This window comes from Duganella sp. CF458 (assembly GCF_900113115.1).
Lineage (GTDB): Bacteria > Pseudomonadota > Gammaproteobacteria > Burkholderiales > Burkholderiaceae_D > Rugamonas.
In genome coordinates this window covers 92381-107339 of record NZ_FOOF01000004.1, presented here as the reverse complement: position 1 = coordinate 107339, position 14959 = coordinate 92381, and the positions used below count along the sequence as shown (strand labels likewise).

At 60.0% G+C, this 14959-nt stretch carries 15 protein-coding genes and 2 tRNA genes; 14 read left to right on the top strand and 3 right to left on the bottom strand.

From position 1 onward, the window contains the following. Window positions 1–50 precede the first annotated feature (50 nt). Window positions 51–899 carry a LysR family transcriptional regulator gene (locus BM269_RS07450; protein WP_229204534.1) on the bottom strand — a complete coding sequence of 283 codons (849 nt, stop codon included), beginning with the start codon at window positions 897–899 and terminating at the stop codon, window positions 51–53. Window positions 900–997: 98 nt separating this feature from the next. On the opposite strand from BM269_RS07450, the gene BM269_RS07445 reads away from it, so the two are divergent. Beyond that, window positions 998–1477, top strand: a complete 480-nt coding sequence (locus tag BM269_RS07445) for a lipocalin-like domain-containing protein (RefSeq protein WP_170860309.1) — start codon at window positions 998–1000, stop codon at window positions 1475–1477. A gap of 4 nt (window positions 1478–1481) precedes the next feature. Here the strand turns inward: BM269_RS07445 and BM269_RS07440 are convergent, their stop codons facing one another. Further along, entirely contained in the window at window positions 1482–2393 is a 912-nt protein-coding gene (locus tag BM269_RS07440) for a cation diffusion facilitator family transporter (protein WP_090436385.1), read from the bottom strand. Window positions 2394–2472: 79 nt separating this feature from the next. On the opposite strand from BM269_RS07440, the gene BM269_RS07435 reads away from it, so the two are divergent. The 13 genes from BM269_RS07435 (at window position 2473) to BM269_RS07375 (ending at window position 14132) form a co-directional block, all read left to right on the top strand. Further along, window positions 2473–2549, top strand: a tRNA-Val gene (locus BM269_RS07435). A 34-nt stretch (window positions 2550–2583) separates the two neighbouring features. After that, window positions 2584–2660 (top strand) — tRNA-Val (locus BM269_RS07430). Between the two features lie 181 nt (window positions 2661–2841). After that, window positions 2842–4749 (top strand): threonine--tRNA ligase, encoded by a 1908-nt coding sequence (thrS, locus tag BM269_RS07425; protein ID WP_090436384.1) that lies wholly within the window; start codon window positions 2842–2844, stop codon window positions 4747–4749. Between the two features lie 49 nt (window positions 4750–4798). Beyond that, complete coding sequence (gene infC, locus BM269_RS07420; protein ID WP_090436383.1) at window positions 4799–5323, top strand: translation initiation factor IF-3; 525 nt, start codon at window positions 4799–4801, stop codon at window positions 5321–5323. An 8-nt stretch (window positions 5324–5331) separates the two neighbouring features. After that, window positions 5332–6567 carry a TonB family protein gene (locus BM269_RS29000; protein WP_170860308.1) on the top strand — a complete coding sequence of 412 codons (1236 nt, stop codon included), beginning with the start codon at window positions 5332–5334 and terminating at the stop codon, window positions 6565–6567. A gap of 116 nt (window positions 6568–6683) precedes the next feature. After that, window positions 6684–6881, top strand: a complete 198-nt coding sequence (gene rpmI, locus BM269_RS07410) for a 50S ribosomal protein L35 (RefSeq protein ID WP_057262756.1) — start codon at window positions 6684–6686, stop codon at window positions 6879–6881. Window positions 6882–6909: 28 nt separating this feature from the next. Next, window positions 6910–7269, top strand: coding sequence for a 50S ribosomal protein L20 (gene rplT / locus BM269_RS07405; RefSeq protein ID WP_028101213.1), 360 nt, complete (start codon window positions 6910–6912; stop codon window positions 7267–7269). Between the two features lie 99 nt (window positions 7270–7368). After that, a complete protein-coding gene (pheS, locus tag BM269_RS07400; protein ID WP_090436382.1) occupies window positions 7369–8385 on the top strand; it encodes a phenylalanine--tRNA ligase subunit alpha in 1017 nt (338 codons plus the stop codon). A gap of 21 nt (window positions 8386–8406) precedes the next feature. Then, complete coding sequence (pheT, locus tag BM269_RS07395; protein WP_090436381.1) at window positions 8407–10833, top strand: phenylalanine--tRNA ligase subunit beta; 2427 nt, start codon at window positions 8407–8409, stop codon at window positions 10831–10833. A 137-nt stretch (window positions 10834–10970) separates the two neighbouring features. Beyond that, complete coding sequence (locus BM269_RS07390; RefSeq protein ID WP_055925271.1) at window positions 10971–11318, top strand: integration host factor subunit alpha; 348 nt, start codon at window positions 10971–10973, stop codon at window positions 11316–11318. 17 nt (window positions 11319–11335) lie between these two features. After that, a complete protein-coding gene (locus tag BM269_RS07385) occupies window positions 11336–11734 on the top strand; it encodes a MerR family transcriptional regulator (protein WP_090436380.1) in 399 nt (132 codons plus the stop codon). A 154-nt stretch (window positions 11735–11888) separates the two neighbouring features. Further along, complete coding sequence (locus BM269_RS07380; RefSeq protein ID WP_028101218.1) at window positions 11889–12521, top strand: response regulator; 633 nt, start codon at window positions 11889–11891, stop codon at window positions 12519–12521. An 81-nt stretch (window positions 12522–12602) separates the two neighbouring features. Continuing rightward, window positions 12603–14132 (top strand): CHASE3 domain-containing protein, encoded by a 1530-nt coding sequence (locus BM269_RS07375; RefSeq protein ID WP_090436379.1) that lies wholly within the window; start codon window positions 12603–12605, stop codon window positions 14130–14132. On the opposite strand, the gene BM269_RS07370 is transcribed toward BM269_RS07375, so the two are convergent. Beyond that, a complete protein-coding gene (locus BM269_RS07370) occupies window positions 14035–14844 on the bottom strand; it encodes a Crp/Fnr family transcriptional regulator (RefSeq protein ID WP_090436378.1) in 810 nt (269 codons plus the stop codon). The two genes, BM269_RS07375 and BM269_RS07370, sit on opposite strands and share 98 nt — an antisense overlap. Between the last annotated feature and the right edge of the window lie 115 nt (window positions 14845–14959).

Here is a 14959-nt window from a genome sequence, read left to right as displayed (position 1 = left end):
CTGAGCTCTTGCCCGCAACGTGCCAAGGCTTGGCGCGTTGCTGCCAGAAGCTAGCGTGCAGCGGTGCTGAACAGTTCTGCCAGCAGGTCGGCAGTGCGGCGCACGCGCTGCGATTTGCGGACCTCGTCGTGAATTACCATCCAGAGTTCGCGCTGCACCGGGCAGATAATGTCGGGGATAATCAGGCCGGCCGCAAGATAATCGGGCAAGGCTGCAATGCCTGCACCGAAACGCACCGCCGCCGCAATTGAGCCCAAATCGTTGCTGCTGAATACGAACGGCCGTCCTGCCGCAAATGCGTTTAGCCATTCCTGCTGCGGGGTTTCAGCCAGGCTCTCGTCGTAGCCGATAAACTCCCATTCGTCGGCGCTGCGTGAAGCAATATATTCCGGCGCCGCACACAGATGATACTGGACTGTCGCGACCACCCTTACCGCCAAATCGGGCGTTTGCGGTCGGCGAAAACGGATCGCAATATCGGCCTCGCGCCGCGATAGATCCACCAGGGCGGGCTCAGCGCCCAATTCGATTTGAATACCAGCCAATTGCATGCGCAAAGCGGGCAGGCGCGGCGCTATCCATTGCGCGGCAATTGCCGGCGGCGCCGAGATGCGCACAGTGCCGCCGCCAGCACCCACGCCCTGTGCCTGCCGCAACAGGCGTTGAATTTCTTCCTCCACGCGCCGGGCTTGGGGCAGCAGGCCTTCACCAGCCTCCGTCAACAACCAGCCGCGTGCGAAGCGGTCAAACAGCCGTAGGCCAAGGACGTTCTCCAGCGTCTCGATGCGCCGCGAAACCGTCGTGTGCTCGACGCCTAGCGAGCGCGCAGCCGCTGACAGCGAGCCGGCGGTGGTGACGGCGAGGAAATAGCGAAGGTCATTCCAGTCAGGGGTATCCATCGGTGCAATTATGCACATGTAACGCGAATTTTTTGCAATTTTGCTCCGCTGGCAAGCTGGCTATCCTTTGTTGCATGTCCAACGGAGGGAGGTTTGCAATGAGGAAGTTTGTTTTGGCTGCGTTAGCGTGGTGCGGTGCGGCGGCAGGCGCCGATATGCCTGCCACTACGGCGGGCTTGTCCGGCCCCTGGGAGCTGATTGGCGCCTATCGCGAGCATCGCGACGGCAGTCGAAGCGAGGACTACGGCGCAACGCCGAGCGGCACTCTGAGCATCGCACCCGATGGGCGCTATGCGCTTCAGATCTATCACGCCGAAAGGCCGCCGTTCGCAGGCGAATTCCGGGCGGCCGAAGCCCAGGAATACAAACGCCTGTTGCTTACCATGAGCGCACACTTCGGCATGGTTGCGGTGGAGGAGGGCCGGCTCGTCTTCCGCATCGCCGCCGCATCGAATCCCCAGTGGGATGGCAGCGTTCAACGCCGCGCGTATACGCTGAAGGGAGAGGTTCTTGAATGGCGCGTGCCGCCCAGGCCCGATGGTGATGTCCCTATTTCAGTTTGGCGGCGGCTGCGCTAGTCCCTCATGATTGTTGCGTCGGTTCGGCTTGCAGGGTGATGTGATCGATCTTGTGCTTCAAGAGGAGCATGGCTTTCACGTTGTGCAGGATTTGCGGCCATTCCTGCAGGTCGTTGATTTCGAGGTGGCCGATCAGGGCCGGCTGGCCTGGCGACATTTCCCACACGTGCAGGTCGTGCACCGACAGTACACCGGGCACTTCGGCCAGGTCCGCGCCGATCCGGGCGTAATCGGCGTTGTCGGGCACGCCTTCCATCAAATGGTGGAAAGATTCACGCAGCACGCCGATGGTCGATTTCAGGATCAGCAGTGAAACAAGCAAAGAGAGGATGGGGTCAATCTGCATCCAGCCGGTTGCCATGATCACGCCACCCGCGATCAGGGCAGCGACAGAGCCGAGCAAGTCGCCCATCACGTGCACCAGCGCCGCGCGGGTATTCATGCTTTCCTTGTCGCGCGACAGGCTCCAGGCCACGAGCAGGTTAACAGCGAGGCCGATGCCGGCGACCACCAGCACCGTGCCGCCTTGCACCGGCTCCGGCGATGCAAAGCGTTGCACTGCCTCGAACACAATCCAGCCCACCACCAGCAGCATGGCGAGCCCGTTGACGAAAGCCGCCAGCGCCTCGGCGCGGCCAAAGCCGAAGGAGTAGCGTGCGGAAGGGCGGCGCTTGGCAATCAATTGCGCCAGCAGCGCCAGGCCAAGTGCCGCGGCATCGGTCACCATATGTCCTGCGTCGGAAATCAGGGCCAGCGAATTGGCCATGAAACCGGCCGCCACTTCGACCACGGCAAAGCCTAAAGTCAGTGCCAATGCGGCTGCAAGCGCTGCCTGGCTGCGGTGTTCGTTGAAGTGGGCGTGTTGCGCGTCGCCGTCTAAATGCGCGTGAAGGTGCGTGGAATCGTGGTTTTGCATAGGCTCTGAATATAGCAGCAATGTTTTCTTCGGAAAACACTTGTCACAGAGGGAAGTGCTCTCTATAATGCTGGCTCTCGGGCGGTTAGTTCAGCTGGTTAGAATACTTGGTCGACATCCAAGGGGTCGGGGATTCGAATTCCTCACCGCCCACCAGAACATTTTTATGTAGTACCATTGCAAAAGACACGGGCGGTTAGTTCAGCTGGTTAGAATACTTGGTCGACATCCAAGGGGTCGGGGATTCGAATTCCTCACCGCCCACCAGACATTTTGTAAGAGCGAGAAAGGCACACCGGTTATGACACCGCGAACTACCATCAAGGTTGGTGAGTGACGCTAGTCGATCGGCTTTCTTTTGCTTGTTCAATTGAAGAAAAACGCGGCTAGCCCGCGTTTTTTTTCGTCCATTTTTTCCAGCATTACCTTTTTCTTCCGGAGATCCATGATGGTTTCAGTCCGACTGCCCGACGGTTCCGTCCGTCAATACGATGCCCCGCTGACCGTGGCACAAGTTGCGTCCAATATCAGCACCAGCCTGGGCAAGGCAGCCCTGGCAGGCAAGGTTGATGGCAAGGTCGTTGACACTTCCTTCCTGATCGAGAGGGACTCCGACGTCGCCATCGTGACCGACAGGGATCCGGAAGGCCTGGACGTCATTCGCCACTCGACCGCCCACTTGCTGGCTTACGCTGTCAAGGAGCTGTTCCCTGATGCGCAAGTGACCATCGGTCCAGTCATCGAAAACGGCTTCTACTACGACTTCTCGTACAAGCGCCCGTTCACCCCGGACGACCTGGTGGCGATCGAGAAGAAGATGGCGGAGCTGGCGAAAAAAGACGAGCAGGTGACCCGCAAGGTCCTGCCGCGCGACGAGGCCGTGGCTTACTTCAAGTCCATCAACGAGCACTACAAGGCCGAGATCATCGCGTCGATCCCGTCCAACGAGGACGTGTCGCTGTACACCGAAGGCAATTTCACCGACTTGTGCCGCGGCCCGCACGTGCCATCGACCGGCAAGCTGAAGGTCTTCAAGCTGATGAAGCTGGCCGGCGCTTACTGGCGCGGCGACAGCAAGAACGAGATGCTGCAGCGCGTATACGGTACCGCCTGGACCAAGAAGGAAGACCAGGAGCAGTACCTGTTCCAGCTGGAAGAGGCGGAAAAGCGCGACCACCGCAAGCTGGGCAAGCAGCTGGACTTCTTCCACTTCCAGGATGAGGCGCCGGGCCTGGTGTTCTGGCACCCGAAAGGCTGGACCATCTGGCAGCAAGTGGAGCAGTACATGCGCCGCAAGTACCAGGAAAACGGCTACCAGGAAGTGAAGGCGCCGCAGATCCTGGACGCATCGCTGTGGGGCAAGACCGGCCACTGGGAAAACTACCGCGAGAACATGTTCGTGACCGAATCCGAAAACCGTTCCTACGCACTGAAGCCGATGAACTGCCCGGGCCACGTGCAGATCTTCAACAGCGACCTGCGGTCCTACCGCGACCTGCCGCTGCGCTACGGTGAATTCGGCCAGTGCCACCGCAACGAACCGTCCGGCGCGCTGCACGGCATCATGCGCGTGCGCGGCTTCACCCAGGACGATGGCCACATCTTCTGTACCAACGACCAGATCGAGCCGGAAGTGGTGGCCTTCCACCAGCAGGCGATGGAAGTCTATAAAGATTTCCATTTCGAGAACATCGACGTCAAGCTGGCGCTGCGCCCTGATAACCGCATCGGCGACGACGAGGTGTGGGACAAGGCGGAAGAGGCGCTGCGCTCCGGCCTGCGCGCTTGCGGCGTGACCTGGACCGAGCTGCCGGGCGAGGGGGCTTTCTACGGTCCGAAGATCGAGTACCACCTGAAGGACTCGCTGGGCCGCCCATGGCAGGTCGGCACCATGCAGGTCGACTTCTTCATGCCGGGCCGCCTGGGCGCTGAATATGTTGCGGATGACAACACCCGCAAGACCCCGGTCATGCTGCACCGTGCTATCGTGGGCTCGCTGGAACGCTTCATCGGCATCCTGATCGAGAACTATGCCGGCGCGCTGCCGATGTGGCTTGCGCCTCAGCAAGTATCGATTCTCAATATCAGCGATGCACAGGCCGATTACTGCAAAGCGCTTGAATCCAGGTTGCGCAAACTGGGCTTCCGCGTTGCCGCCGATTTGCGCAACGAGAAGATTACGTATAAAATCCGCGAACATTCCGTCCAAAAAGTGCCTTTCATCCTCGTGGTGGGCGACAAAGAGCGGGATGCCAATACCGTGGCCGTGCGTGCCCGGGGTAATATCGATCTGGGCGTCATGTCGATCGATGCCCTGGTGGAGCGACTTGAGAAGGACGTCGCTACCAAAGCCTGATGCGTGAAACACCGCAACCGGCCGACTAACCAAAATTGAAGGAAACACCATAGCTACTGACAAGTCTTCCCATCGCATCAATGGCGAGATCAACCACCCTGAAATGCGTCTGTCGGGTGTGGATAATGAACCGCTGGGCATCGTAAGCCTGGCCGAAGCCTTCCGCTTGGCGGAAGAGGCCGATGTCGACCTGGTCGAGATCGCGCCGAACGCGACCCCACCAGTCTGCCGACTGATGGATTACGGCAAGTTCAAGTATTCGGAACAGAAGAAGGCGCACGAAGCCAAGTTGAAGCAGAAGGTGATCTCGGTGAAGGAAGTCAAATTCCGTCCGGGCACCGATGATGGTGACTACAACATCAAGCTGCGCAACCTGATCAAGTTCCTGGAAGAGGGCGACAAGACCAAGATCACCCTGCGTTTCCGCGGCCGTGAAATGGCCCACCAGGACATCGGCATGCGCATGCTCGAGCGTCTGAAAATGGACCTGGAGCCGCATGGCCAGGTCGAGCAGTTTCCTAAGATGGAAGGCCGCCAGATGATCATGGTGCTGGCGCCTAAGAAAAAGAAGTAATTGCCGCTTTGGCAAAGAAGGCAGACGTCAGTCTGCCTTTTTTATTTCCTGGACAGACATTGATGCCTTCCATTCGTCTTCCGCCTGCCGTGCTGGTGGCGACTTGTTGCCAGTTCGCTGATGCTGTCGTGATTACAGATACTGCCGGCTATGTCGCGGCGCTGGAGCGGGGCTCCCAGGAGATCAAGCGGGCGGAGGGTGACCCGGCGTATCCCGCGTGGAAACTGTTGCGCTCCTATTCCAGTGTCATGAGTATGGCGACGCTTGCCGGGCGCCCGGCCCAGGCCGTCGAGCTGGGGCGCCGCCAGGTGGTCCTCGCCGAGCGCAAAGGCAATGTGTCGGATCGCAATTCTGCCCTGCGTGAACTGGTTGAGGTGCTGTTGTGGTCGGGGGCTGCCGCCGAGGCGGTCGAGCCTGGTCGCCGGGCCCTGGCCTTGTCGGAACTGGAATACGGCCTGGCCGGGCCGCGGACTTTGCTTAACCTGGGTAATTTGGTGAAAGTCTATGTTGCGCTGGGCCGGCTGGACGATGCGGCGCCCCTGATGCGCCAGGGTCTGCAGGTGGCTGACGACATTCCTGCTCCAGCCTATGCAAAGAGCGAGTTCTACGACGTGGCCGTTAGCTATTATCGCGCCAGGGGCGAAACGGCAGCGGCTGAAAAAGTGCTTGCGAATGCGCCAAAAGAACGCCATGCGTTCGGCAGCACCCTCGTGCTGGATCCGCCAAGCCGGATGCCGGTGCCGGTCGATGGGGCGTGCAAACAGGTTTATCCGGACGAGGCCAAGGCCTACGGTCTCGAGGGCGAGGTCCAGGCTGATATCCATGTCGCGCGAGACGGGGCTGTGAAAGGCGTGGCACTGTCCCGCAGCAGTGGATGGGCCGTGCTGGACAAGGCGGCCGTGGCCGGTTTTGCCAAATGCCGATTTGTTCCGGCGGAGCGGGATGGGCTGCGGGTTGCCGAGAGTATGGCGATGAAGCATCGTTGGGTATCCGAGCGTCCCGCGCGCGCGATTCTTATTCCGGGCACCTGCGCCTGGGGCGAGTCCTTCGTTGCCGTTGATGCGGGGCGGCCGGCGGCGATACGAATTCGATTCAAGGTTGGTGCGAAAGGCAAGGTTGCCGAGCCGGTCATCGAGTACTCGCAAGCTCCGGACCGGGTCAGTGCGCAGGCGCTGCGCCTGCTGAAGGCGTGCCGCTACAAGGCGGCGGGCGCGGGCAGTGCCTGGCTGGACTGGAAAGGATAGGCAAGTTAGTTGCCCCGCGCCCGAGTTGTGCTATACTCCCGGGTTCCCGTGAGAGTAGGCGCCAAAAGTGCAGCGAAGTGCTGCCACCTACAATCCGGCATATTTGGAGCATTCACATGCCAAAAATGAAAACTAAGAGCAGCGCGAAGAAACGTTTCCGCGTTCGCCCAGGTGGTACCGTTAAATCCGGTATGGCTTTCAAGCGTCACATCCTGACCAAGAAGACCACCAAAAACAAGCGTCAACTGCGCGGCACCCGTAACATCAATGCGTCGGACGTGACTAGCGTTCTGCGTATGATGCCATCCGCTTAATCTCACACTCATTATTTAAGGAGCTACTATGCCTCGAGTAAAACGTGGGGTTACTGCACGTGCCCGTCATAAAAAAGTACTGAACCTGGCCAAGGGTTACCGCGGTCGTCGCAGCAAAGTATTCCGTATTGCCAAGCAAGCAGTGATGCGCGCTGGCCAGTACGCATACCGCGACCGTCGTAACAAGAAGCGCGTCTTCCGCGCCCTGTGGATCACCCGTATCAACGCGGCTGCCCGCGAACACGGCGTGACCTACAGCGTGTTCATGAACGGTCTGAAGAAGGCCGCTATTGAACTGGACCGTAAGGTCCTGGCTGATATGGCTGTGATGGACAAGCCTGCGTTTGCAGCGATTGTCAACGTCGTCAAAGCCAAGATCGCTGCTTAATTGCCAGTGATGTGCGCTGTCTCCGGGCAGCGTTCATAAGAAGCGGGACATGGCTTAGCTATGTCCCGTTTTTAATTTCCAAAACAGGAAAAAAGTCGGATGAACTCGCTCGAACAACTCGTCGTCTCCGCGCAGGCTGACTTCCTCGCCGCCGTAGACGCTGCAGCACTTGAAAACGCCAAAGCCAAGTACCTTGGCAAGACTGGCCAGATCACCGAAATGATGAAGGGCCTGGGCAAGCTGGACCCTGAAGAGAAGAAGGCGCAGGGCGCCCTGATCAACGCCGCCAAGGTGCAGATCGAGTCCGCGCTGACCGCGCGCCGCGATGCCCTGGCCGAAGCGCAACTGCAACTGCGCCTGAATGCTGAAGCGATCGACGTCTCGCTGCCGGGCCGTGGCCGTTCCAAAGGCGGCATCCATCCTGTGATGCGCACCTGGGAGCGCGTGGAAGAGATCTTCCGCTCGATCGGCTTCGACGTCGCCGCCGGCCCTGAAATCGAAACCGACTGGACCAACTTCACCGCACTGAATTCGCCCGAGAACCATCCTGCGCGTTCGATGCAGGACACCTTCTACGTTGAAGGCAACGACAGCACCGGCAAGCCGCTGCTGCTGCGTACCCACACCTCGCCGATGCAGGTGCGCTACGCCCGCAACAACAAGCCGCCAATCAAGGTGATCGCGCCGGGCCGCACCTATCGCGTCGACTCCGATGCGACCCACTCGCCGATGTTCCACCAGGTTGAAGGCCTGTGGATCGCGGAAGACATTTCCTTCGCCGACCTGAAGGGCGTGTACCTGAATTTTGTTAAAGCTTTCTTTGAGACGGACGACCTGCAAGTGCGCTTCCGTCCCTCGTATTTCCCGTTCACCGAACCTTCGGCGGAGATCGACATCGCCTTCGGCAGCGGCCCGCTGAAGGGCCGCTGGCTGGAAGTGTCCGGCTCCGGCCAGGTGCATCCGAACGTGGTGCGCAACTTTGGGCTCGATCCCGAGAAGTACATTGGCTTCGCGTTCGGCTCCGGCCTTGAGCGCTTGACCATGCTGCGCTATGGAGTCAATGACTTGCGCCTGTTCTACGAAGGCGACCTGCGCTTCCTGAAACAGTTCAACTAAAGAATACGAAGGCACAAGAACATGCAATTCTCTGAAAACTGGCTGCGCACGATGGTCGATCCGAAGATGACTTCGGATGAACTGGCACACATGCTGACCATGTCCGGCCTTGAAGTCGAAGACATCGATCCTGTCGCTCCGCCATTCACCAACGTGGTCGTTGGCCACGTGCGCGAAACCGCCAAGCACCCGAACGCCGACCGCCTGAACGTCTGCCAGGTCGACGTGGGCACCGGCACGCTGCTGAACATCGTTTGCGGCGCGCCGAACGTGCGCCCAGGCCTGAAAGTGGCATGCGCCATGGCCGGCGCCGTGCTGCCGCCGGGCGCCGACGGCAAGCCGTTCGAAATCAAGGTTGGCCAGCTGCGCGGCGTCGAGTCGCAGGGCATGCTGTGCTCCGCGCGCGAACTGAAGCTGTCGGAAGATCATGGCGGCCTGATCGAGCTGCCGGACGACGCGCCGATCGGCCAGAACATCCGCGACTACTTCGCGCTGAACGACCTGAAGTTCACCATCAAGCTGACCCCGAACAAGGCGGACTGCCTGTCGGTGCTGGGCGTGGCACGCGAGGTAGCGGCCCTGACCGGCTCGCAACTGAGCCTGCCGCAGAACCGCATCGTGCCGGTCACGCTGGACGAGAAGCTGGCGGTGAAGGTGTCCGCGCCGGACCTGTGCGGCCGTTTCGCCGGCCGTGTGATCCGTGGCCTGAACGCGAAAGCGGAAACCCCGGCCTGGATGAAGCAGCGCCTGGAGCGCAGCGGCCAGCGTCCTGTATCGGCGCTGGTGGATATCTCCAACTACGTGATGCTGGAGATGGGCCGTCCTTCGCACGTGTTCGACCTGGATAAGATCCACGGTTCGCTGGACGTCCGCTGGGGCAAGAAGGGCGAGCAGATCAAGCTCTTGAACGGCAACACCATCGAAGTCGATGAATGGGTTGGCGTGATCGCCGACGACAAGGAACTGGAATCGTTGGCCGGCATCATGGGCGGCGACGCCACCGCCGTGTCGGACGACACCACCAACATCTACCTGGAAGCTGCGTTCTGGTGGCCGAGCGCGATCCAGGGCCGCGCCCGCAAATACAACTTCTCGACCGATGCGGCACACCGCTTCGAACGCGGCGTGGACTTCGCCTCGATCCCGGAACACCTGGAGCGTATCACCGCGCTGCTGGTTGAGATCTGCGGCACCGCTGACACCAAGGTCGGCGCCATTGACGACCAGGTCGTCAACCTGCCGCAGCGCGAGCCGGTCAAGATGCGCACCGCCCGTGCCGCGAAGGTGATCGGCGTTGCGCTGAACGACGAGATGGTCGCTGACATCTTCAGGCGCCTTGGCCTCGAGTTCACGCTGGCTGACAGTGTATTCAGCGTCATCGCGCCAAGCTACCGCTTCGACATCGAAATCGAAGAAGACCTGATCGAAGAAGTGGCCCGCGTGTACGGCTTCGAAAACATCCCGACCATGCCGCCGGTGGCTGCAGCGGAGATGCTGATCGCGCCGGAAAACACCCGCTCGATCTTCGCCGTGCGCCACCAGCTGGCCGACCTGGGCTTCCAGGAAGTGGTCAACATGAGCTTTGTGGAAGCGCAGTGGGAGCTGGACTTCAACGGCAACGACAGCCCGATCAAGTTGCAGAACCCGATCGCATCCCAGATGTCGGTCATGCGTTCGAGCCTAATTGGCAGCCTGGTCGCCAATGTGCGCTACAACGTCAACCGCAAGCAGCCGCGCGTGCGCCTGTTCGAGGTGGGCGCCATCTTCAAGCGCGACGCTTCGGTGCAGGATGGACCGGTGACCGTGGCCGGTTACGACCAGCCGCAGCGCGTCGCCGCCATGGCCTACGGCCCGGCAGCCGACGAGCAGTGGGGCCAGAAAGCCCGCGACGTCGACTTCTTCGACGTCAAGGCGGACCTGGAAGCCCTGTTCGCCCCACGCCAGCTGCGTTTTGCCAAACTGGCGCACCCGGCCCTGCACCCAGGCCGTGCCGCTTCGGTGGAACTGGATGGAAAAGTGATCGGCTTCATCGGCGAACTGCATCCGCGCTGGCTGCAAAAGTATGACTTGCCGAAGGCGCCGGTCCTGTTCGAAGTTGACGCCGTTGCGCTACAGCAACGCGACGTGCCAGAATATGAAGAGATTTCAAAATTCCCTGGCACCACGCGCGACGTCGCCCTGGTGGTGAAACAAGCCGTTCCAGTGCAGGACCTGCTCGACGCCTTCAACGGCGCCGTCACGGCCCATGCTCAAGGGCGCATTGTGCAAGCCATTGTTTTGTTTGATGAATATCGCGGCCAAGGCTTGGAAGGCGACGAAAAATCGCTTGCTTTCCGCTTTAGCTTGCAAGATACTCAAAACACCCTGCAGGACGATGTAGTGGACGAGTTGATGAAGACTTTGACCGCCCATGTTGTCCTGGCACACGGTGCAAAACTGCGGGCTTGATTTAATTTTTCAGCAACACCAGCGAGTCCGGCACTGCCGGACTCATGTACTTTAAAAGGCAGGGCAGCAAAATTAACAATAACGACGTCGATTCCGCCGTACTTGAATCCGCATTGGACGCTGAACTGCACAGCGCAATGCAGAATGCCAAGGTACGCCAGGAAGCTGAAAAAGATTTGCCTACGCTGACCAAGGCAGAACTGGCCGAACTCTTGTTCGAACAAGTGGGCCTGAACAAGCGCGAGGCCAAGGACATGGTCGAAACCTTCTTCGACGAGATCCGCAACGCGCTGGAGCGGGGCGAAGCGGTGAAGCTGTCGGGGTTCGGCAACTTCCAGTTGCGCGATAAACCGCAGCGTCCCGGCCGCAATCCGAAAACCGGCGAGGAGATCCCGATCACGGCACGCCGTGTGGTGACCTTCCACGCCAGCCAAAAGCTGAAAGGCATGGTCGAAGACAGCGCCGGCACGGCGCGTGCATCCTGAGCTGCGCGGGTGCGTGAATGACCGACCGTCCTGGCAAGGCAGACCTGGTGGTGTTGCCGCCGATTCCGGCGAAACGCTATTTCACCATTGGCGAAGTGAGCGAATTATGCGGCGTCAAGCCGCACGTGCTGCGCTATTGGGAACAGGAATTCACCCAGCTAAAACCGGTCAAGCGGCGCGGTAACCGCCGCTACTACCAGCATCATGAAGTGCTGCTGATCCGCCGTATCCGCGAGCTGCTGTACGAGCAGGGCTTCACCATCAGCGGTGCCCGCAACAAACTCGATAGCCGCGCTGCCGATTCGGCGCAAGGCGAGTATGATGAAACTCCCGGCATGGCACACGAAGCGGCGCCGCTGGACCACGAGATGCTGCGCAGCGAGCTGCAAAGCATCCTCGCGCTACTAAAGTTGTAAGCAGCTGTAGCAAGGGCGCTTAGGCGTCCTTTTTTTCGGTTAGACTCGGCTAAACTGTTAAACCATTGGTGCTACAATATTAACGTTATGATTTTGCTAGTGATACTGCAGACGCTGGCTCCGTTCCCAAGCTAGGAATTCAAGAGGGAAGACAATGATTCGCGTAGCCATCTGTGATGACCACCAGATTGTACGGGCGGGTTTCAAGCAAATCTTTTCGTCGTCGGACGAATTCAGCGTAGTCGCCGAAGGGAGTACCGGGCGCGAGGCGCTCGACATCGCACGCAAGGAAGTGTGCGATGTGCTGTTGCTTGACATCGCCATGCCGGACCAGAGCGGTATCGATACTCTGCGTACCATCCGCCAGGGCCAGCCGGACTTGCCGGTGCTGATCCTGTCCGGCTATCCAGCCCAGCAATATGCGCTCAACCTGTTCAAGATGGGTGCCAACGGGTACCTGAACAAGGAATGCGAGGCGGAAGAGCTGATCAACGCCGTGCGCACCGTGCACCAGGGCCGCCGTTATGTCAGCTCGCAGGTGGGCGAGCTGCTGGCGCAGAGCTTCGACCGCGACCCGAATACGGCCCTGCATACGGAGCTGTCGGACCGTGAGTTCCAGGTGTTCCTGCGCCTGGCGCGCGGCGCCACCGTGTCCGATATCGGCACGGCACTTTCGCTGAGCATCAAGACTGTCAGTACGTATCGCACGCGCATTATGGAGAAGATGGGCTTGCAGTCGAATAGTGACTTGACGTACTACGCAATGAAGAACAACTTGCTGGACTGATACGTCTGGTTACATTTTTGCGGTGCTGCACAATTAGCTTTCCGTGCGGCAGCATCTTGCTGCGGGTCTATAATGGGGAAAATGTACTTCACCATCGAACCAGCGCCCCGGCACCGGCTGCCGCTGTATAAAACGCTATTGTGCGTCACTTGCGCGCTGATCCTGATCGTCAACGGTTTCAGCCTGTTCCATAACCTGCAATCCCTGAAGGGTGCCAATGAGCAATTGGCACTCAGCTCGCGCGTGGCCGAGCGCCTGCAGTACCTGAATGTGCTGGTCTTGGATGCCGACAGCAGCGCGCGCGGTTATTTCATCTCCGGCAAGGAGACTTACCTCGGGCCGACGCGCTCGGTGGTGACCGAATCCGAACACCAGTTCCGCGAGCTGGAGAAACTGCTCGCCAATAACCCGATCCAGCTGAAGAACCTGCAGCAGTTGCAGGTGCTGGTGCGCAAGCGCGTTGCCACCCTGACCCAGGCGATCGAAGTCTACAAGCACGGTGGGCTGGACGATATCGTCAACATCGCCAAGGTCAGCGACGAACGCAGCGGCATGGACGAGATCCGGCTGCAAGTGGTGATCATGGTGCGCGAGCAGGGCGAAGCGATGTCGGCGCGCGCCGCCAGCTTCTACCAGGAATACCAGAAGGCGGTCGTGATGGGGGCCGGCATCAATGCCATTGCCATTGTGGTGCTGGTGATGTTCTACCAGCTGGTGCGGCGCAGCTTCGTGCACCGGGCGGCGGTGGAGCATGCGCTGCAGCTGTCGAACGAAAGCCTGGAATCGATGGTCCAGCAGCGTACCGAGCAGCTATCCGTGCTGTCGCGCCACCTGATCTCGATCAGCGAAGAAGAAAAGATGCGCCTGTCGCGCGAACTGCATGACGAGATGGGGGCCAACCTGACCTCGATCAGCATGGATATCGCGGCAGTCGCGCACCAGCTGCAAAAAACCAACCCGGAACTGGCGGCCCAGTTGCGCCGTGCGCGCGGCACCCTGGTCGATACGGTGGAACTGAAGCGCCGCATCATCGAAGACCTGCGCCCAAGCCTGCTGGACAACCTGGGCCTGTGCGCGGCCATCGACAGCTACTGCGAAGACTTCACGCGCATGACCAATATTCCATGCGAGACCGAGATCGGCACCGATATCGATGCCGTGGCCAAGGCCGGCGACAGCAGCCTGTCGATCGCCTTGTTCCGCATCGTGCAGGAATCGCTGACCAATATCCGCAAATACGCCAAGGCTGGCCATGTCAACGTCTCGCTCAAGCTGCAACGCGACGATATGCTGGTGCTGCGGATTATCGACGACGGGATCGGGATTGCCGCGCCGACGCTGGCCAAGCCAATGTCGCATGGCTTGTTGGGGATGCGGGAGCGGGCTTTGTTGCTGGGCGGGATATTGAATATCCGCCGTGGGCGGGGTGACCGGGGAACCTGCATCGAGGTGTATATTCCCCTGAGGGGCCGGGGCCAGCGCCCTGCAGGCGTGCCCCCGGCAGTGCTGCATCCTAGCAGCAAGCTACATCAGCGAGCAGGCGATCATACTCAACTTTCGCCACCTTATAGCACTCGCCCGCATAACGTTCCAGACCTTCACGGTCAATGACGGTGATGTTGCCGCGGCGGTAGGTGATCATGCCGTCTTCCTGCAGCTTGCCGGCTGCGGCGGTGATCGATTCGCGGCGCACACCCAGCATGATCGAAATCATTTCCTGGGTCACCTTCAGTTCGTTGCTTGCCGAGCGGTCCAGGCGATCCAGCAGCCAGCGGCACAGCTTCTGCTCGATCGAGCTGTGGCGGCCGCCGACGGCGTTCTGGGCCATCTGGGCGAACAAGGCAGCGTTGTAGCGCATCAGCAGCTGGGGCAGGGCGCCGCCCTGATTGAAGGCGTCGCGCAGGGCTTGCGCCTTCAGGCGGTAGCCGTAGCCGGCGCTTTGCACCACGGCGGTGCTCATGGCGCGCTCGCCGGCAAACATCGACACCCCCACCACGCCCTCATGGCCGACCACGGCGATCTCGGTGGTCGCGCCGTCTTCCATCACGTACAGCAGGGACAGGATGGCGGTGGTAGGGAAGTAGACGTATTCCAGCTTGCTGCCGAATTCAAACAATTCCTTGCCGAAAGGCAATTGCACCAATTCCAGGTGCTCAAACAGGGCTTCCAGGGCTTCACGTGGGAGGGCTGCCAGCAATTCGTTTTGCTGGGCGCCGCTGTAGCTGACAACAGGCCGGGACGCAACTTTGAACTCCGTCGAACCAATCGGCATCGCTTGCGACAGCGAGTTCTTGGCAGAAACGCTAAGTTGAGTGTTGTTCATTTTATCCTCACAGAACGAAAGTACACGGTATTGCAGTCGGCATTCTTAGGGGTGCTGCTTGCCGATCGCGTTGGTAATACTTTAATTTTCTATGTGAGAGATGAACATAAGACCT